The organism is Nocardioides eburneiflavus, assembly GCF_004785795.1.
Classification (GTDB): domain Bacteria; phylum Actinomycetota; class Actinomycetes; order Propionibacteriales; family Nocardioidaceae; genus Nocardioides; species Nocardioides eburneiflavus.
Genome location: NZ_SRRO01000001.1, coordinates 3,838,641 through 3,856,324, shown reverse-complemented (window position 1 = coordinate 3,856,324; position 17,684 = coordinate 3,838,641). Strand labels below are relative to the sequence as shown.

The 17,684-nt window shown below is 71.2% G+C and carries 13 protein-coding genes; 4 read left to right on the top strand and 9 right to left on the bottom strand.

Annotation, left to right across the window (positions count from 1 at the left end; translation table 11 throughout):
• Positions 1 to 9: 9 nt before the first annotated feature.
• Positions 10 to 1,683 carry an ABC transporter substrate-binding protein gene (locus tag EXE59_RS18055; RefSeq protein WP_135840138.1) on the bottom strand — a complete coding sequence of 558 codons (1,674 nt, stop codon included), beginning with the start codon at positions 1,681 to 1,683 and terminating at the stop codon, positions 10 to 12.
• A gap of 93 nt (positions 1,684 to 1,776) precedes the next feature.
• Entirely contained in the window at positions 1,777 to 2,475 is a 699-nt protein-coding gene (locus EXE59_RS18050) for an HAD family hydrolase (protein WP_246056878.1), read from the bottom strand.
• A gap of 144 nt (positions 2,476 to 2,619) precedes the next feature.
• On the opposite strand from EXE59_RS18050, the gene EXE59_RS18045 reads away from it, so the two are divergent.
• Complete coding sequence (locus EXE59_RS18045) at positions 2,620 to 4,041, top strand: GntP family permease (protein WP_135840137.1); 1,422 nt, start codon at positions 2,620 to 2,622, stop codon at positions 4,039 to 4,041.
• Between the two features lie 19 nt (positions 4,042 to 4,060).
• On the opposite strand, the gene EXE59_RS18040 is transcribed toward EXE59_RS18045, so the two are convergent.
• Both EXE59_RS18040 and metH read right to left on the bottom strand, forming a co-directional pair.
• Entirely contained in the window at positions 4,061 to 5,992 is a 1,932-nt protein-coding gene (locus EXE59_RS18040; protein ID WP_246056877.1) for an ATP-binding protein, read from the bottom strand.
• Positions 5,993 to 6,120: 128 nt separating this feature from the next.
• Complete coding sequence (metH, locus tag EXE59_RS18035; protein WP_135840136.1) at positions 6,121 to 9,861, bottom strand: methionine synthase; 3,741 nt, start codon at positions 9,859 to 9,861, stop codon at positions 6,121 to 6,123.
• Positions 9,862 to 10,005: 144 nt separating this feature from the next.
• Between metH and EXE59_RS18030 the strand changes: the two genes are divergently transcribed.
• Entirely contained in the window at positions 10,006 to 10,851 is an 846-nt protein-coding gene (locus EXE59_RS18030; RefSeq protein WP_135840135.1) for a PAC2 family protein, read from the top strand.
• A 241-nt stretch (positions 10,852 to 11,092) separates the two neighbouring features.
• Here the strand turns inward: EXE59_RS18030 and mshC are convergent, their stop codons facing one another.
• From mshC to EXE59_RS18010, 4 genes are all read right to left on the bottom strand, one after another.
• Positions 11,093 to 12,331 (bottom strand): cysteine--1-D-myo-inosityl 2-amino-2-deoxy-alpha-D-glucopyranoside ligase, encoded by a 1,239-nt coding sequence (mshC, locus tag EXE59_RS18025; RefSeq protein ID WP_135840134.1) that lies wholly within the window; start codon positions 12,329 to 12,331, stop codon positions 11,093 to 11,095.
• A 125-nt stretch (positions 12,332 to 12,456) separates the two neighbouring features.
• Positions 12,457 to 13,257, bottom strand: a complete 801-nt coding sequence (locus EXE59_RS18020) for an SCO1664 family protein (protein ID WP_135840133.1) — start codon at positions 13,255 to 13,257, stop codon at positions 12,457 to 12,459.
• Positions 13,247 to 13,831: a DUF3090 domain-containing protein gene (locus EXE59_RS18015; protein ID WP_135840132.1), complete on the bottom strand. Its 585-nt coding sequence runs from the start codon at positions 13,829 to 13,831 to the stop codon at positions 13,247 to 13,249. Before EXE59_RS18015 ends, EXE59_RS18020 begins: the two co-directional genes overlap by 11 nt.
• Before the next feature lie 10 nt (positions 13,832 to 13,841).
• Complete coding sequence (locus tag EXE59_RS18010) at positions 13,842 to 14,558, bottom strand: histidine phosphatase family protein (RefSeq protein WP_135840131.1); 717 nt, start codon at positions 14,556 to 14,558, stop codon at positions 13,842 to 13,844.
• A gap of 60 nt (positions 14,559 to 14,618) precedes the next feature.
• Here EXE59_RS18010 and corA point away from each other — a divergent pair, with 60 nt between their 5' ends.
• Both corA and EXE59_RS18000 read left to right on the top strand, forming a co-directional pair.
• On the top strand, positions 14,619 to 15,599 hold the full coding sequence (gene corA, locus EXE59_RS18005; RefSeq protein WP_135840130.1) for a magnesium/cobalt transporter CorA: 981 nt from the start codon (positions 14,619 to 14,621) through the stop codon (positions 15,597 to 15,599).
• Positions 15,596 to 16,852, top strand: a complete 1,257-nt coding sequence (locus EXE59_RS18000) for an MFS transporter (RefSeq protein WP_246056874.1) — start codon at positions 15,596 to 15,598, stop codon at positions 16,850 to 16,852. The genes corA and EXE59_RS18000 overlap by 4 nt, the downstream gene beginning before the upstream one ends.
• Here the strand turns inward: EXE59_RS18000 and EXE59_RS17995 are convergent.
• A complete protein-coding gene (locus EXE59_RS17995; protein WP_135841382.1) occupies positions 16,818 to 17,639 on the bottom strand; it encodes an undecaprenyl-diphosphate phosphatase in 822 nt (273 codons plus the stop codon). The genes EXE59_RS18000 and EXE59_RS17995 overlap by 35 nt on opposite strands.
• Between the last annotated feature and the right edge of the window lie 45 nt (positions 17,640 to 17,684).

The following is a 17,684-nucleotide window of genomic DNA, read 5'->3' as shown; positions in this document are numbered from 1 at the left end:
GTGGGTGCCTCACTCACCGCCCACGGTGACGGTGTCGAACTCCTCGGCCGTGAGCGGGCTCGGGATCACTCCGTCGACGCCGGGTCCGACCACGAGGGCGGGCGGCGAGTGGCTGATCGGCAGGCCGGGGAGGTACTCCTCCATGATCTGGCGGTTGATCTCCTCCCACGCGGCGCCGCGCTCGTCCTCGTCGACGATGGCGTCCGCGGCCTTGAGGTCGTCGGCCAGCTGCTTGCCCCACGGCATGACGTCGGTGCCGAAGTCGTTGTCCTTCAGGTTGCCGAAGAACGTGCCGATGAAGTTGTAGGCCGAGTCGTAGTCGCCGGTCCAGCCGAGGATGTAGGCGTCGTACTTGCCCGGCTCGCCGGACACGTTGTCGAGGTAGCCGCCGTTCCAGGACGCCGTCGACACCTTCACCTTGATGCCCACGGCCTCGAGGTCGGTGCGCAGCGCCTCGTAGATCTTCTGCGGGTCCGGCATGTACGGGCGGCTCACCTCGGTGGGGTACGCGAAGTTGAGCGTCATGCCCTCGGCCCCGGCCTCGGCCAGCAGTCGCTTCGCCTCGTCGGGGTCGTACGCGTAGGGCTCGAGCTCGGTGTTGTAGCCGCTGACCGTGTCGGGCATGAACTGCGTGGCGACCGCGGCGCCCTCGGGCAGCTGCGTCTGCACCAGCTGCTCGCGGTTGAGTGCGTGGTAGATCGCCTTGCGGACCCTGAGGTCCTCGAGCTGCGGGTTGGCCTCCGGGTTGAGGCCGAGGTAGAGGATGTTGAACGGGTCACGGATCTCGACCGAGTTGCCGTCCTCCTCCAGGCCGGCCCAGTCGACCGGGTTGGGCAGGTCGTAGCCGTTGATGCTGCCCGCCTCGAGCTCCTGGCGTCGCGTGCTCTCGTCGGGGATGACCCGGAAGACGATCTCGCTGACCTGGGCCGCGTCGCCCCAGTAGTCGTCGTTGCGCGCGAGGGTGATCGAGCCGTTGGCCTCGTCGTACTCACCGAAGGTGAAGGGACCGGTGCCGACCGGAGCGTCGGCGTAGGCCGGGAAGCTGAAGCCCTCACCCTCGGAGGCGATGCCGTTGGCGTCACCCTCCTCGAGCGCCTTGGGCGACTGCATCGACAGCGACTCGAGCGTCAGCATCGTCGGGAAGCCGGAGGTCGGGCGACTGATCGAGATGACCGCCTCGAACTCGTCGGTGGCCTCGCAGCCCTGGTAGAGCGAGTTCTCCGGGTCGTTGGCGTAGGCGCCCATCACGTAGCCCCAGTACTCGCCGGCGACCTGCCCCGCGTCGTTCTGGTCGAACATGCGCTCGAAGTTGTAGCAGACGGCCTCGGCGTTGAAGGGCTCGCCGTCGTGGAAGGTGACGTCGTCACGCAGCGTGAAGGTCCACTCGGTGCCCTCCTCGTCGGAGGTCCACTCGGTCGCGAGCTCCGGCACCACCTCGGCGCTGCCGGGCTCGATGCCGAGGAGGCCCTCGAACATCTGTCGCGTGATGCGGAAGGTCTCACCATCGGTGGCGTAGTAGGGGTCGAACATCTCGGGGGCGCCCGCCGCGCCGAAGACGAACGTGCCGTCGTCGCCGCCCCCGCTCCCGCCGTCGCCGTCGCGCTCGCTCTCGGCACAGCTCGCCAGGGTGGCGGCAGCCAGGACAGCCGTGGTCCAAGCTGCCACGGTGCGTGTCACAGACATCCGGGGTCCTTCCGTCCGGTAATCGATCAGGTGTGTTCAGCACCCTAGACCGGCGGACGTGACCCGGACCACAGCAGGATGGTCACGGTCGGGTCACGTGTCGAGCCAGCGGGTCGCGACCCACGGCGGCACCATCGCGCCGAGGTCGGCGACGCCGAGGCCCTCGAGCGTGTCGGCGAAGACCCGGCGTTCCCCCTCGAGGATCGGCACGTGGTGGGGGACGCACAGCACGGTGCACCCGGCTGCCACCGCGGACTTCGCGCCGGTGTTGGAGTCCTCGATCGCCAGGCACTGGCCCGGGTGCAGCCCCAGCTCCGCGGCAGCGGTCAGGTAGGGCTCGGGGTGCGGCTTGCCGAGCCCGACCCGGTCGCCGGTCACGACGCTGGCGAACGACCCCACGGGCAGCTCGGCGAGGATCGGCGCCACGAAGCGCTGCCACGACATCGTCACCAGCGCGCAGGGGACCCCGTGTGCGCCGAGGTCGGTCAGCAGCTCCCGCGCCCCGGGTCGCCACGGCACCTCCACCTCGACGCGCGCCACGACGCCGTCGAGCAGCTCGTCGACGATCTGCTGCGGCGTGCGGTCGATGCCCATGTGCACCCGGATGTAGTCGCCCGAGTCCAGCAGGGCGTTGCCGACGAGGTTCATCGCGTGCTCCTGCGACCACGTGCCGCCGTACTTCTCGGCCATCGCGTACTCGGTGTCGATCCAGTAGGGCTCGGTGTCGACGAGCGTGCCGTCCATGTCCCAGAGGACCGCGGCGGGCAGGGTCGACGTCGCCGGAGGAGTCACGCGCCCGACCCTATCCAGCGTCCGGGCACCGTTCCGACGCCGCCCACCCCTCGACACCGGCTGGTCAAGCCCGGTCGGGTCCCGGTAGACAGGGGGCGCCTCGGAGGCCTCTCGGGCCTGCGTACTACCTCTTGGGGAGAGCACATGGTCGCCCTGCACACCACCATCGCGATCGTCCTGGTGATCGCGCTCATCGTCCGCGTGCGGATCGACCCGGTGATCTCGCTGGTCCTCGGTTCGCTCTACCTCGGGCTGGCGAGCGGGGTCGGCTTCGTCGGCACGATCGAGGCGATCACGACCGGCTTCGGCGGCATCATGGCCGAGGTCGGCCTGCTGATCGGCTTCGGTGTCCTGATCGGGTCGCTGCTCCACTCCACCGGAGCCTTCCGGCGACTCGTCGGGCTGCTCGTCCAGCGTGTCGGCTCCGGTCGCCTGCCCTACGCGCTGACGTCGATGTTGGCGGTCGTCATGCCGTCGATCTACGTCGACGTGCAGGTGGTGCTGGCCGCGCCGGTCGCCCGCTCCGCGTCGCCCTTCATCGGCCGGATCGGACTGCCCGTCCTCGCCTCGGCGCTGGGCTGCGGGATCTTCGCCGGCTACGTGTTCGTGATCCCCGGCCTCGCTGCCATCTCGATCGCCGGCCTGCTCGACATCCGGCTGGGCGACTGGCTCGTCTACGGCGTGGTCATCGGGCTGATCACCGCCCTGGTCTCCACCCTGCTGATGCGCCTGCTCTTCGCCGCCGGCGGCTTCTGGAACGCCGAGACCGACGAGGAGCTCGACGAGGCGATGGCCGAGCAGGAGGCCGCAGACCGTGACTACCTCACCGGCGAGGCGGAGTCGGCGCACGAGGCGCTCGCGCGCAGCGAGTCGGAGGCGACGGCCGCCGAGGCGGCGCAGGGCGTACGCCGCCTGCCGCTCGCGGTCCTGATGCTGCCGATCCTCGTGCCGCTGCTGCTGATCGCCTTCGGCGCCTTCGCCGAGCTCGGTGGGTGGTCCAACTCGTTGATCGCGTTCCTCGGCGACGCCAACGCCGCGCTGTTCATCGGCCTGCTCGGCGCGTACGGCCTCTCCCGGGCGTCGGCCGGGCTGGAGCGCACCAACGAGGCGATGGAGGACGGCTTCCACACGACCGGCGAGATCCTGCTGATCACCGGTGTCGGTGGCTCCCTCGGCGCAGTGATCGAGGCGACCGGGCTCGACGCCGTGCTCGGCGACCTGTTCCGGGCCGACGAGGGCGCGCCGGTGGTGCTGAGCATCCTGCTCGCCTGGTTCATCGCGGCCGTGCTGCACCTCGCGATCGGCTCGGTGTCGGTGGCCGCCATCACCGCCGCCGGCATCATCGCCCCGATCCTGGACTCGCTGACCGTCTCCCCCATCGTCATCGGCCTGGCGATCGCCTCGGGTGCGATGTTCGCCCTGCAGGTCAACAGCAACTTCTTCTGGATGTTCAAGTCGCTGCTCGGCCTGTCGACGAAGGGCACGCTCAAGACGCTGACCCTCGTCACCTCGGTGGCGTCGGTGGTGTCGCTGCCGCTCGTGATGGCCGCGGCCCTGGTGCTGTGAGGCAGTCGCCGGCCCGCCCCTAGCGGAACGGGGTCGGCGTGGGGAACCGGACGCAGAACGCCGTCGGGCTGCCGTCGGCCGGAGGCTGGTAGTCGACCTCGCCGCCGTGCACCCGCGCGATCTCGCGCACGAGGTAGAGGCCGAGCCCCGTCCCGCTGGTGGGACCAGCCGTGGCGAACCTGTCGAACACTCGTGGGACCAGCTCGACGGGCACTCCCGGGCCTGCGTCGGTCACCCGGAGCTCGACCTCGTCGTCGCGCACCCGTGCGGACACCGCGTACGGGGGTGCTCCGTGGCGGACCGCGTTGTCGATCAGGTTGTCGAGCGCCTGGGCGAGGCGGACCTCGTCGGCGTGGATGCGCGCCTCGTCGGCGGCGTCGACCTCGACGTGGACGGCGGGGCTCGTGGTCGCACGGCGGAGGGCTGCGCCCCGGATGAGCTGTGCGAGCGACACGCTCTGCCGCTCCAGCCGCAGTCCCGTCCCCTCGAGCTGGGAGGCGGCGGTCAGGTCCGCGGCGAGGCGCCGCAGACGGTCCGCGCTGCTCCGGATGCCGCGGAGGAGCTGGTCGCGCTCCCCGGCCGCCATCTGGCTCTCCGTCGTCTGGAGGGTGTGCGCGCTGCCGTCGATGACGGCCGTCGGGGTCCTGAGCTCGTGTGCCGTCACGGCGAGCAGGCGCGTCAGCTCGGCCATCGCGTCCGACCGGTCGTCCGCGTTCGCGCGCTGCTCGGTCTGGTCACGGGTGACCTTGGCGAAGCCGATGAGCCGACCTCTCTCGTCGTGCACCGCAGTGATGACGACGCTGGCCCAGAACCGGCTGCCGTCCCGACGCACCCGCCATCCCTCCTCGGCGAAGGACCCGTCCCGGCGGGCTCCCTCGAGGTAGCGCTCCGGGTGCCCGGTCAGCTGGTCCTCCTCGGGGTAGAAGACCCGGAAGTGCCGCCCGACGATCTCTGTTGCCTCGTAGCCCTTGATCCGTCGGGCTCCGGCGTTCCAGCTGGCCACCCTGCCGCTGGGCTCGAGCATGAAGATCGCGTAGTCCTCCACCGCGGCGACCAGGAGGCGGAACGTCTCCTCGGTGCGACGCAGCTCGTCCTCGGCTGCGCGTTGCGAGGTGATGTCCTGCACCTGGGCGAACACGTAGAGCATCCGGCCGGTCGAGTCGCGGATCGGGACGAGGGTCACGAGGGCGGTGCGCGCGGTCCGTGCCCCGGTCGGCGCCGGGACCGGGTGCTCGAACGTGGCGACGTCGCCCTGGGACGAGTGGAGCGACTCGAGGTGCTGGTCCAGGATGTCGCCACGCCCACCGGTCAAGCGGCCGTAGTCGACGCCGACGAGGTCACTCGGCTGGCACGACATCAGCTCGGCGAGCGCCTCGTTGGCCCGCACGATGGTCGCGTGGACGGTGAGGGTGGCCATCCCGATGGCCGCCCGGTCGAAGAGCGCGCGGAAGCCTTCGAGGTGCTCGTCGAGGATCGCCTGCTCCAGCTGCGCGACGTCGACCTCCTGCCCGTCGCCCCCGTCGGCGGTCGCCGATGGCCGCTCCCCCGAGCTCTCTGTGGACGCAGGGCCGGCACCGCCGAGGCTCTGGAGGAGCCGGTCTGCCAGCTGCTCCAGCGGGATGGACTTCTCGATGAAGTCGAGCGCGCCGAGGGACCTGGCCTCGGCCGCGAGGTCCGTCCCTCCGAAGCCGCTGAACATCACGACCGCTGTGCCCGGACGCACCGCGAGGATCGACGGGAGGGTCTCGAGACCGTCCATGGCGGGCATCGAGACGTCGAGGAGCACCGCCTGTGGCTCGTGGCGGATGACGACGTCGATGGCCTCCTCGCCGTCGGCGGCCTCACCGACGACGTCGAACCGTCCCGAGGACTCCAGGCGCATGCGCACGAGCGTGCGCACGTCGACGGAGTCGTCGACCAGCACCACCGAGACCTTGTCCGGCCCAACCACTCCTGATCGTCCTCCTCAGTCCAGTCGTCCAGTCCTGGACCGCGCACCGTGCCAGGAAGCGTCCCTCCCCCGGTTCCCAGCCCGACACACCCTCATGCATGCCGCGCGCGGGAGGACCGTACGCCGGCTCAGTCCTCGGGGTCGTAGCCGAGGTTGGGCGAGAGCCACCGCTCGGCCTCGGCGAGGGTCCAGCCCTTGCGCTCGGCGTAGTCGGCGACCTGGTCGCGAGCGAGCCGACCCACGACGAAGTACTGCGACTGCGGGTGCGAGTAGTAGAAGCCGCTGACCGACGCGCCCGGCCACATCGCCATCGACTCGGTGAGCTCGATGCCGGTGTGCTGCTCCACGTCGAGCAGCTCCCAGAGCGTCTGCTTCTCGGTGTGCTCGGGGCAGGCGGGATAGCCGGGCGCCGGGCGGATGCCGTCGTACTGCTCCTTGATGAGCCCGACGTTGTCGAGCTGCTCGTCGGGTGCGTAGCCCCAGTGCTCCTTGCGGACCTGCTCGTGCAGGTGCTCGGCGAAGGCCTCGGCGAGCCGGTCGGCGAGCGACTCGAGCAGGATGGCGTTGTAGTCGTCGAGCTCGGCGCGGAAGGATGCGACCCGCTCGGAGAGGCCGTCGCCGGCCGTCACCGCGAACGCACCCACGTGGTCGCGCAAACCGGTCGCCTTCGGCGCGACGAAGTCGGACAGCGCGCGGTTGGGCACCCCGGCGCGGTGCTGGCCCTGCTGACGCAGGTGGCGCAGCGTGGCGTGCACGCGGCTGCGGTCGTCGTCGAGGTAGAGCTCGACGTCGTCGCCGACGCTGTTGGCGGCGAAGAACCCGATCACGCCGTGGGCGCGGATCCACTTCTCCTCGACCATCCGGTCGAGCATCTCCTGGGCGTCGTCGTAGAGCTTGCGCGCGGCCGGCCCGGAGCTGGGGTTGTTGAGGATGTCGGGGAAGGCGCCCTTCATCTCCCAGGCATTGAAGAACGGCTGCCAGTCGATGTAGCCGCGCAGCACCGACAGGTCCTGGTCGCGCAGCACCCGGACGTGCTGGCCGTCCCGGCGCAGCTGCTGCGGCTCCGGCGGCTGGTAGTCGCTCCAGTCCATGGGCGTGGCGTTGGCGCGGGCCTGCTCCAGCGTGACCATCGGGCGGTCGGTCTTGGCCGCGTGGCGGGTGCGGAGCGAGTCGAAGTCGGCCTGGACGTCGGCCATCAGCTTCGCGCGGCCGGTCTCGTGGAGCAGCGCGGCAGCGGTGGGGACCGAGCGGGAGGCGTCCTTGACCCAGACCACGGGGCCTTCGTACTTCGGGTCGACCTTGACCGCGGTGTGCGCGCGCGACGTGGTCGCCCCGCCGATGAGCAGCGGGATCGTGAGGCCCTGGCGCTGCATCTCGGTGGCGAAGTTGACCATCTCGTCGAGCGAGGGCGTGATGAGCCCGGACAGCCCGATGATGTCGGCACCGACCTCGGCGGCGGTGTCGAGGATCTTCTGCGCGGGGACCATGACACCGAGATCGACGACCTCGTAGTTGTTGCACTGCAGGACCACGCCGACGATGTTCTTGCCGATGTCGTGGACGTCGCCCTTGACGGTCGCCATGACGATCGTGCCGTTGGTGTCCTTGGCGGTCGCGAGCTCGGGGTTGTCGAGCTTCTCCTGCTCGATGAAGGGGATCAGGTAGGCCACGGCCTTCTTCATCACGCGGGCGCTCTTGACCACCTGCGGGAGGAACATCTTGCCGGCACCGAAGAGGTCGCCGACGACGTTCATCCCGTCCATCAGCGGGCCCTCGATCACCTCGATCGGGCGCCCACCACGCGCGGCGATCTCCTGGCGCAGGACCTCGGTGTCGGACTCGACGTGGGCGTCGATGCCCTTCACGAGCGAGTGGGTGATCCGCTCGCCGATGGGCAGCGCGCGCCACTCGTCCTCGGCGGCCTCCTCCGCCTCGGCGGAGCGGTTGTGCGCCTCGGCGATCTCGAGCAGCCGCTCGGCGGCGTCGGGCCGACGGTTGAGCACGACGTCCTCGATGCGCTCGCGCAGCTCGGGGTCGACCTCGTCGTAGACCACGAGGGCGCCGGCGTTGACGATGCCCATGTCGAGACCGGCACGGATGGCGTGGTAGAGGAAGACGGCGTGGATCGCCTCGCGGACCGGGTTGTTGCCGCGGAAGGAGAAGGACACGTTGGAGATGCCGCCGCTGACCTTGGCGCCAGGCAGGTTCTGCTTGATCCAGCGGGTCGCCTCGATGAAGTCCTCGCCATAGGTGGCGTGCTCCTCGATGCCCGTCGCGACCGCGAAGACGTTGGGGTCGAAGATGATGTCCTCGGGCGGGAACCCGACCTCGTCGACGAGGATCCGGTAGGCGCGTTCGCAGATCGCCTTGCGGCGCTCGAGGTTGTCGGCCTGGCCGTCCTCGTCGAAGGCCATCACCACGACGGCGGCGCCGTACTTGCGGCACAGGCGGGCGTGCTCGCGGAACGCCTGCTCGCCCTCCTTCATGGAGATGGAGTTGACGATCGCCTTGCCCTGCACGCACTTGAGCCCGGCCTCGATGACCTCCCACTTGGAGGAGTCGACCATCACCGGCACCCGGCTGATGTCGGGCTCGGACGCGATCAGCTTGAGGAAGCGGTCCATCGCGGCGACGCCGTCGATCATGCCCTCGTCCATGTTGACGTCGATGACCTGGGCGCCGGCCTCGACCTGCTGGGCGGCCACGCTCAGCGCGGTGTCGTAGTCGCCGTCCTTGATCAGCTTGCGGAAGCGCGCCGAGCCCGTGATGTTGGTGCGCTCGCCGACGTTGACGAACAGGCTGTCCTCGGTGATGGTCAGCGGCTCCAGGCCGGAGAGCCGCATGACCGGCTGGTGGGTCACGGGCTCGCGGCGCGCCTTGCCGTCGACCGCCTGCGCGATCGCGGCGATGTGGGCCGGCGTGGTGCCGCAGCACCCGCCGACGAGGTTGAGGAAGCCGGCATCAGCGAACTCGGCCAGGACCGCCGCGGTCTGGTCGGGGGTCTCGTCGTACTCGCCGAACGCGTTGGGCAGCCCGGCGTTGGGGTAGACGCTGACGAACGAGTCGGCGAGCCGGGACAGCTCGGCGACGTAGGGGCGCATGTCGCGGGCCCCGAGCGCACAGTTGAGGCCGACCGCCAGCGGGCGGGCGTGGCGTACGGAGTCCCAGAACGCCTCGGTGACCTGGCCGGAGAGCGTACGGCCGGACGCGTCGGTGATCGTGCCCGAGACGATGACCGGCCAGCGGCGTCCCTGCTCCTCGAACAGCGTCTCGACCGCGAAGATCGCGGCCTTGGCGTTGAGGGTGTCGAAGATCGTCTCGATCACGAGCAGGTCGGACCCGCCGTCGACGAGACCCCGCGCGGCGACGAGGTAGGCGTCGGCGAGCTGGTCGAAGCTCACGTTGCGGGCGCCGGGGTCGTTGACGTCGGGCGAGATCGAGGCCGTACGGGTGGTGGGGCCGAGTGCGCCGGCGACCCAGCGCGGCCGATCGGGCGTCGAGGCGGCGTCGACCGCCAGGCGGGCCAGTCGGGCGGACTCGTAGTTGAGCTCGTAGGCGAGGTCCTCGAGGCCGTAGTCGGCGAGCGAGATCGCGTTGGCGTTGAACGTGTTGGTCTCGATGACGTCGGCGCCCGCGGCGAGGTACTCCTCGTGGATCGTGCGGATGATCCGGGGCTGCGTGATCGTCAGCAGGTCGTTGTTGCCGACGAGGTCGCTGGGGTGGTCGGCGAAGCGCTCGCCGCGGTAGCCCGCCTCGTCGGGGCGGTCACGCTGGATCGCCGTGCCCATCGCACCGTCGAGCACCACGATCCGCTCGGCGAGGATCGCCGTCAGGGCTTCAGTGGCGTCGGGGCGGTGCTGCGGCTCCACGGGTGCGTGGCTCCTCTCGGTGGCAGGGGTGCCAGCCTAGGAACGTTGTCCGAATCGCGGACCGGATTCCCACATGGTGGCACTCGGCGCGTCGGGTGGCGAAATCACGGCGGGCGACTGGGCCTCGCGCCCTAGGCTGGGCTGGTGATCGAGTTCGACGACGTGCAGGACCTGGTCTCCCCCGTGGTGATCGCGGCCTTCGAGGGGTGGAACGACGCGGCCGATGCCGCCTCGGGGCTGGTCGACCACCTGATCGAGCAGTGGAAGGCGGAGGTGATCGGCGCGATCGACCCCGAGGAGTTCTACGACTTCCAGGTCAACCGCCCGGTGATCGGCACCGACCACCACGGCCACCGTCGGCTCACCTGGCCCACCACGCGCATCGCCGTCGCCCGGCCGGCGGAGCTCGACCGCGACGTCATCCTCGTGCGCGGCATCGAGCCCAACATGAAGTGGCGCCAGTTCTGCGCCGAGCTCCTCGCTGCGTGCGACGACCTCGGCGCCGAGCTCGTCGTCACCCTGGGCGCCCTGCTCGCCGACACCCCGCACACCCGGCCGATCCCCGTCACCGGCACCGCCAGCGAGCCCGAGCTGGTCGACCGGCTCGATCTCGAGCAGTCGACCTACGAGGGACCGACGGGGATCGTGGGCGTCTTCAACGACGCGTGCACGCAGCTCGACATCCCGGCGGTCTCCTACTGGGCGGCCGTCCCCCACTACGTCGCGCAGCCGCCGTGCCCCAAGGCCACCCTCGCGCTCCTCGGACACCTCGAGGAGCTGCTGCAGGCACCGATGCCGATCGGCGAGCTCGCCGAGGACGCCAAGGCCTGGGAGCGGGGCGTCGACGAGCTCGCCGCCGAGGACGAGGACGTCGCCGACTACGTCCGTGCGCTCGAGGAGACGCGCGACACCGCCGACCTCCCCGAGGCCAGCGGCGAGGCCATCGCGCGGGAGTTCGAGCGCTACCTCAAGCGGCGCGACACCGACTGACCACATCCCGACTCGAGCGGACATGTGGCCGCCCGACGCGCACCACGGCGTGCGTCAGGCGTCCACATGCATCAACCAGTGCCGCTCTACCGACCACAGCCCGACTCGAGCGGACATGTGGCCGCCCGACGCGCACCATGGCGTGCGTCAGGCGTCCACATGCATCAACCAGTGCCGCTCTACCGACCACAGCCCGACTCGAGCGGACATGTGGCCGCTCGACGGCCCGTCTGGGCGTACGTCAGAGCGACAGGCCGAGGGCGGCGTCGAGCAGCCGGTGGATCGTCGCCGCCGCCTCGTGGTCCGAGGTGTCGGCCAGGCCGGTGGTGCCGAGGGTGGCCTCGACCCACTCCTGCACGGCCAGGACCGCGGTCGGGGCGTCGAGGTCGTCGGCCAGCGCGGCCAGCACCCGCTCCACGACAGGCGCCGAGGCTGCGCCGTAGCCCAGCGCCAGGGCGCGGCGCCAGTCGGCCAGGGTGTCGACCGCGTCCCAGAGCTGGTCGTCGGTCCACTCCCAGTCGCTGCGGTAGTGGTGACGCAGCAGCACGAGACGGATCGCCATCGGGTCGACCTCGCTCATCCGCAGCGCGGAGACGAAGACCAGGTTGCCCCTGGACTTCGACATCTTCTCACCGTCGTAGGCGACCATGCCGGCGTGCGCGTAGGCCCGGGCGAACCGATGGCCCGGGTGCGCGACCTGCGCCTCGCCGGCCGACATCTCGTGGTGAGGGAAGACCAGGTCGCTGCCGCCGCCCTGCACGTCGAAGGCGGTGCCGAGGTGGTCGAGCGCGATCGCGGTGCACTCGATGTGCCAGCCGGGCCGGCCGGGGCCCCACGGGCTGTCCCACGCGGGTTCGCCGGGCCGCTCGGCACGCCAGAGCAGGCAGTCGAGCGGGTCCTTCTTGCCCTCGCGGTCCGGGTCGCCGCCACGCTCGGGGAAGATCTCGAGCATCTGCGCGCGATCGAGGCCGGACACCGAGCCGAAGGCGTCGTCGGCGGTGACGGAGAAGTAGAGGTCGTCCTGGACGCGGTAGACCGCGCCGGCCTCCTCGAGGACCCGGATCAGCTCGACGACCTGAGGGATCGACTCGACGGCGCCGACGTAGTGCGCGGGCGGCAGGACGCGCAGCGCCTCCATGTCGTCGCGGAACAGCTGGGTCTCGCGCTCGGCGAGCTCGGTCCAGTCGACCTTCACCTTGTCGGCCCGCTCGAGCAGCGGGTCGTCGACGTCGGTGACGTTCTGGACGTAGGTCACCTCGTGGCCGGCGTTGCGCCAGGCCCGGTGGAGCAGGTCGAACCCGACGTACGTCGCCGCATGGCCCATGTGGGTGGCGTCGTACGGGGTGATGCCGCAGACGTAGAGCCGGGCCGGACCCTCGGGCCGGGTCTCGACGAGGCTGTTGCTCGCGGTGTCGTGCACCCGCACGACAGGGCCCCTCACGGGCAGCCGGGGAACGTCGGGCGACGACCAGGAACGCATGTCATGACCCTAGCGGGGCGCGAGGAACGAGCGCACCGCGTGGGTCGGGAGGTTGAGCAAGCGCGCGAGTGAGCCTGCGAGCTCGCGACCGCGCGTCGAAACCCTCGCCTTCCCGGGGAGGCAGATCAGAAGGGGGGCCACGGGATCACGGGGTACGAGGACGTGGCGGGCGCGGGGAACTCCCCGCGGGCGAGCAGCCGCGTGAGCCGTCGCTCGGTGGCGGCCACCTCTGCCCCGGTCAGCAGCGTGGGCAGCGTCGCGCCCAGCTCTCCGTCGAGCGCCGTCGCCAGCCGGCGCAACCCGGCGAGCTCCTCGGGCGAGATCGGCTCGCCGACGAAGCCCCACAGCACGGTGCGCAGCTTGTGCTCGACGTGGAAGGTCAGGCCGTGGTCCACCCCGTGCCGGTGCCCGTCGGGCATCGGCAGGACGTGGCCGCCCTTGCGGTCGGCGTTGTTGACCACCACGTCGAACAGGGCCATCCGTCGCAGCGCCGCACTGTCCTCGTGGACGAGCGAGACCTCCCGATCGTGGGCGTCGAGGCCGTCGAAGACGTGCCGGAAGCCGTCCGGCACCTGCCCCTCGGCGACGATGTCGACGGGCGCGGCGTCCTCGACCTCGTCCCGCCACAGCTGCACCATCCCGGGGCCGTGGGGCCCGTCGCCGAGGACCGTCGGCGGGACGATGTCCCAGCCGAGCGCCTCGGAGACGGCGTACGCGCCCACCTCGCGTGCGGCCAGCGTGCCGTCAGGGAAGTCCCACAGCGGCCGCTCCCCTGCGACCGGCTTGTAGACCACCCGCACGCCGGCGAGCTCACCGACGAAGGTCGCGTTGGAGGCGGGGAGGACGCGCCCGTGGAGGGTCAGCTCCCCGACCGGGAAGTCCGCAGGGAACGGGGTGGTGGGCCGGGCGGCAGGATCAGGGGTCACGGCGCCGGAAGCCGTTGGCGCGGACGCACAGGTGCCCGTCGGGATCGACCGGCTCACCGCAGAACGGGCAGTCGGGACGACCCGCACCGATGACCGACATCGCCCGCTCCACGAACGAGCGGGCCGAGGCCGCGGTGATGCGGACGAGGAAGATCTCCTCGGGCTCCGGCTCGAGGAGGTCCTCGAGGTCCTCCTGCAGCTGCTCGGGCGAGACCACGGCGGCCTCGGTGAACGGGAAGACCTCGATCACCACCCGCTCGTCGGCGCCGTCCCACGACAGGGTCATGGTGCCGGCGCGGAACTCCTCCTCGATGGGCTGCTCGAGCGGCTGGGCGTCGGCGAGGTCGCGCGGGGCGATGGCCGGGATCAGCACCTCGTCGCCGGCGGCGCGCATCAGCTCGTCGAGGAGCTCGTCGATCCGCTCGGCCAGCGCCTGGACCTGTTGCTTCTCCAGGGAGACGCTGACGAGGCGGGTGCCCTCGCGGGCCTGGAGGAAGAACGTGCGCTGGCCGGGCTCGCCAACGGTGCCGGCGACGAAGCGCTCGGGTGGGTCGAAGCGGTGCACGACTGGCATGTCACTCACCCTAGGGCGTGCCTGTCTGGGGACCGGCGCCTCCACCCACCTCGGCGTCCGTACGCCGCCGACCGCGTGCCTTCCTGCGCGGCGGGGTCAGCCAGGACAGGTCGCCGGCGTGGGTGTTGGTGCCGATCACGAAGGGCCGCGACTCGGTGTAGCGCACGATCGACACCGATGCCGGGTCGACGTGGATGCGCTGGAAGAGGTCGAGGTGCGTGCCGAGCGCGTCGGCAAGGATCGACTTGATGACGTCACCGTGGCTGACGGCCAGCCACACCCCGTCGGGGCCGTGCTCGGCGGCGACGCGGGCGTCGTGGCGGCGTACGGCGGCGACCGCGCGATCCTGCATCGCGCGCATCGACTCCCCGCCGGGGAACGTGGCCGCGGACGGCTGCGCCTGCACCGTCTTCCAGAGCTTCTCGCGGGCGAGCTCCTTGAGCGCGCGGCCCTGCCACTCGCCGTAGTCGCACTCGGAGAGCTGCTTGTCGGTGCCCGCCCGCAGGGTCCCGGCCTGTCGGGAGGTGATCTCGCGGGCCGTCTCCCGGCACCGCTCGAGCGGGCTCGAGACCGCCGCCGCGAGGCGTACGCCGGCGAGCCGCTCGCCGACGGCCACGGCCTGCTGCACGCCGGCGTCGTCGAGGTGCACGCCCGGCAGTCGCCCGGCGAGGACCCCGGTGGCGTTCGCCGACGAGCGGCCGTGGCGGACGAGGATCACGGTGGGCATGGTCCAGAGGTTAGCCAGACGTCCGTGGGACCGGGCGCCGCTGGGACTAGCCTCGGCAACGTGATCGTCGACAACGCGCTCTACCACCGCGGCAAGCGTGTCCCCCTCGGTGACGGCGACGACCAGAGCCTGGGGTCGGCGCGGGTGCCGTGCGACCCCGGTGACTTCCAGTGGATCGGGATCCACGACCCGAGCCCCGACGAGCTCGACCGGATCGCGCGCACGTTCGACCTGCACCCCCTGGCGGTCGAGGACGCCGGCGACTCCCACCAGCGGCCCAAGCTCGAGCGCTACGGGGACACGCTCTTCCTCGTCCTCAAGACGCTCTGGTACGTCGACGAGGAGGACGCCGTCGAGACCGGCGAGATCAACATGTTCGTCGGCCACGACTTCGTGGTGACGGTGCGGCACGGCCAGGGCATCGACCTCGGCGCCTCGCGGCGCGACCTCGAGCACCGCGCCAAGGTCCTCGAGCACGGCCCGATGGCGGTGCTCTACGCCATCTGCGACCGCGTCGTCGACGAGTACGAGCGGGTCGGCGAGGCGCTCGAGGAGGACGTCGACGAGGTCGAGGAGTCGGTCTTCTCCCCCGCCCGCACCGACGACTCGTCGCGGATCTACGTCCTCAAGCGCGAGATCGCGGAGGTGCGACGGGCGGTGATGCCGCTGCGCGAGCCGATGCGGAAGTTCGCGATGGGCGTCGACGAGCGCATCACGCCCGAGACCGCCACCTACTTCCGCGACGTCGCCGACCACCTCCAGCGGGTCTCGGAGGTCATCGACAACCTCGACGTCCTCCTGTCCACCGCCTTCGACGCGCACCTGGCCCGGATCTCGGTGCAGCAGAACGAGGACATGCGCAAGATCTCCGCCGGTGCGGCGCTGGTGGTCGTGCCGACCCTCATCGCCGGGATCTACGGCATGAACTTCGACCACATGCCCGAGCTGCACTGGGCCTTCGGCTACCCGTTCGCGCTGCTGCTCATGGTCGGGGTCTCGGCCGGGCTGTTCGCCTGGTTCAAGAAGTCCGGGTGGTTGTGACCCGACCCGTGGCCGCCTCCCCGTCCGCGTGGCGGGTGGTGTGGTGGTTCGGCTTCGTCAGCCTGGCCGCCGACATGGTCTACGAGGGCGCCCGCTCGGTCCACGGGCCGCTTCTCGCGGCGCTGGGTGCCTCCGCGGTCGTCGTCGGCCTCGTCACCGGCGCGGGCGAGGCCGTCGCGCTGGTGGCGCGGCTCGCGTTCGGCCCGCTCGCCGACCGCACCGGGCGCTACTGGTCGCTCACGATCCTCGGCTACGGCCTCACCGCCCTGTGCGTGCCGCTGCTGGCACTGGCCCCGCGGCTGGGCGGGGCCGGCCTGGCCTTCGCCGTGACGCTGATCCTCCTCGAGCGGCTCGGCAAGGCGATCCGCTCGCCGTCGAAGTCGGCACTCCTGGCGCACGTCGCCTCGGCGGTGGGTCGTGGCCGCGGGTTCGGCGTGCACAAGGCGCTCGACCAGGTCGGCGCCTTCGCCGGACCGCTGCTGGTGGCGGGCGTCGTCGCGGTCGCGTCGATGTGGGCCGGCATGGCCGTGCTCGCCGTCCCCGGGGCCGTCGCCATGGTGCTGCTGGTGACCCTGCGTCGTCGGGTGCCCGACCCGGCCGCGTACGACGGGGCGCGCCCCGCGCCTGCCGATCCGTCGGTGCCGCGCGGCGGCTGGTGGGCCGAGGCCGTCGGTGCCGGCCTGTCGGGCGACTTCTTCCGCTACGCGGTGGCTGCCTCGCTCACCACCGGCGCGCTGGTGACCTTCGGGATCATCGGCTACCACCTGACCGTCGAGGGGTTGCTCCCGGTGGCGGCGGTCCCGGTGGTGTACGCCGCGGCGATGGCCGTCGAGGCGGTCGCCGCGCTGGTCGTGGGTGCTGTCTACGACCGCACCGGCACCCGGGTGCTGCTCGTGGTCCCGGTGCTCGTCGCGCTCGTCCCCGCCCTGGCCCTGGGCCCCGCGCTCGTGGCGGTGCTGGCGGGGGTCGGCGCGTGGGGCATCGCCCAGGGCGTGCAGGACTCCACGGTCAAGGCAGTGGTCGCCGACCTCGTCGAGGCACCCCGGCGCGCCACCGCGTACGGCGTGTTCGCCGGCGTCCAGGGCCTGTTCGCGATCGTCGGCGGGGTCACCGCCGGCTGGCTCTACGAGCGGTCGTTGCCGGCCCTCGTGGTGGTCGTCGCGCTCGCCCAGGTGGCGGCCCTGGTGCTGTTGGCCGGCACGCTTCGAAACGGCACCGTCAGGCGGTCAGCACGCCTGCGCCGAGCAGGATGAGCGTGCCCGCGCCGAGCAGGATCCGGTAGACGACGAACGGCGTGTAGGACCGGGTGCTGACGTAGCGCAGCAGCCACGCGATCGCGGCGTACCCGACGACGAACGAGACCACGGTCGCGATGATCGTCGGGCCCCATCCGAAGTCGTTGTGGCCGTGGGGGATCTCCTTCAGCTCGAACAGGCCCGCCCCGACGACCGCGGGGATCGCGAGCAGGAAGGCGAACCGGGTGGCCGCCTCGCGCTCGAAGCCGAGGAAGCGGCCCATCGAGATCGTCGCACCCGAGCGGGAGACGCCGGGGATGAGCGCGAGGGCCTGCGCGGCGCCCATCAGCAGGGCATCCTTCAACGTGATCTTGTCCAGCGGGCGGTCCGTACGCCCGACGCGGTCGGCGATGCCGAGCACGACGCCCAGGACGATGAGCGTGGTGCCGATGATCCAGAGGTTGCGGAAGTCCTCCTCGATGATGTCCTTGAGCAGCACGCCGAGCACCACGATCGGCAGCGAGCCGACGATGATGAACCAGCCCATCCGCGAGTCGAGCGTGCCGCGGTACTCCGCCTGGAACAGCGAGCGCACCCAGGCGCTGCCGATGCGCCAGATGTCCTTGCGGAAGTAGATCAGCACGGCGAGCTCGGTGCCGATCTGGATGACGGCGGTGAACGCCGCGCCCGGGTCGCCCCAGCCGACGAGCTCGGGGAAGATCCGCAGGTGCGCGCTGCTCGAGATCGGCAGGAACTCGGTCAGCCCCTGGATCACTCCGAGGACCACGGCTTTGAGGAGATCGATCACAGCGGGTGAGCCTACGGGCGCGTCCCGTGCCACCGGCGCACG

Bases quoted from the DNA above. Each gene is read 5' to 3' on its own strand.
- EXE59_RS18055 (WP_135840138.1), bottom strand. From the start codon at position 1,683: ATGTCTGTGACACGCACCGTGGCAGCTTGGACCACGGCTGTCCTGGCT.
- EXE59_RS18045 (WP_135840137.1), top strand. From the start codon at position 2,620: ATGGTCGCCCTGCACACCACCATCGCGATCGTCCTGGTGATCGCGCTC.
- mshC (WP_135840134.1), bottom strand. From the start codon at position 12,331: ATGCGTTCCTGGTCGTCGCCCGACGTTCCCCGGCTGCCCGTGAGGGGC.
- EXE59_RS18015 (WP_135840132.1), bottom strand. From the start codon at position 13,831: ATGCCAGTCGTGCACCGCTTCGACCCACCCGAGCGCTTCGTCGCCGGC.
- EXE59_RS18010 (WP_135840131.1), bottom strand. From the start codon at position 14,558: ATGCCCACCGTGATCCTCGTCCGCCACGGCCGCTCGTCGGCGAACGCC.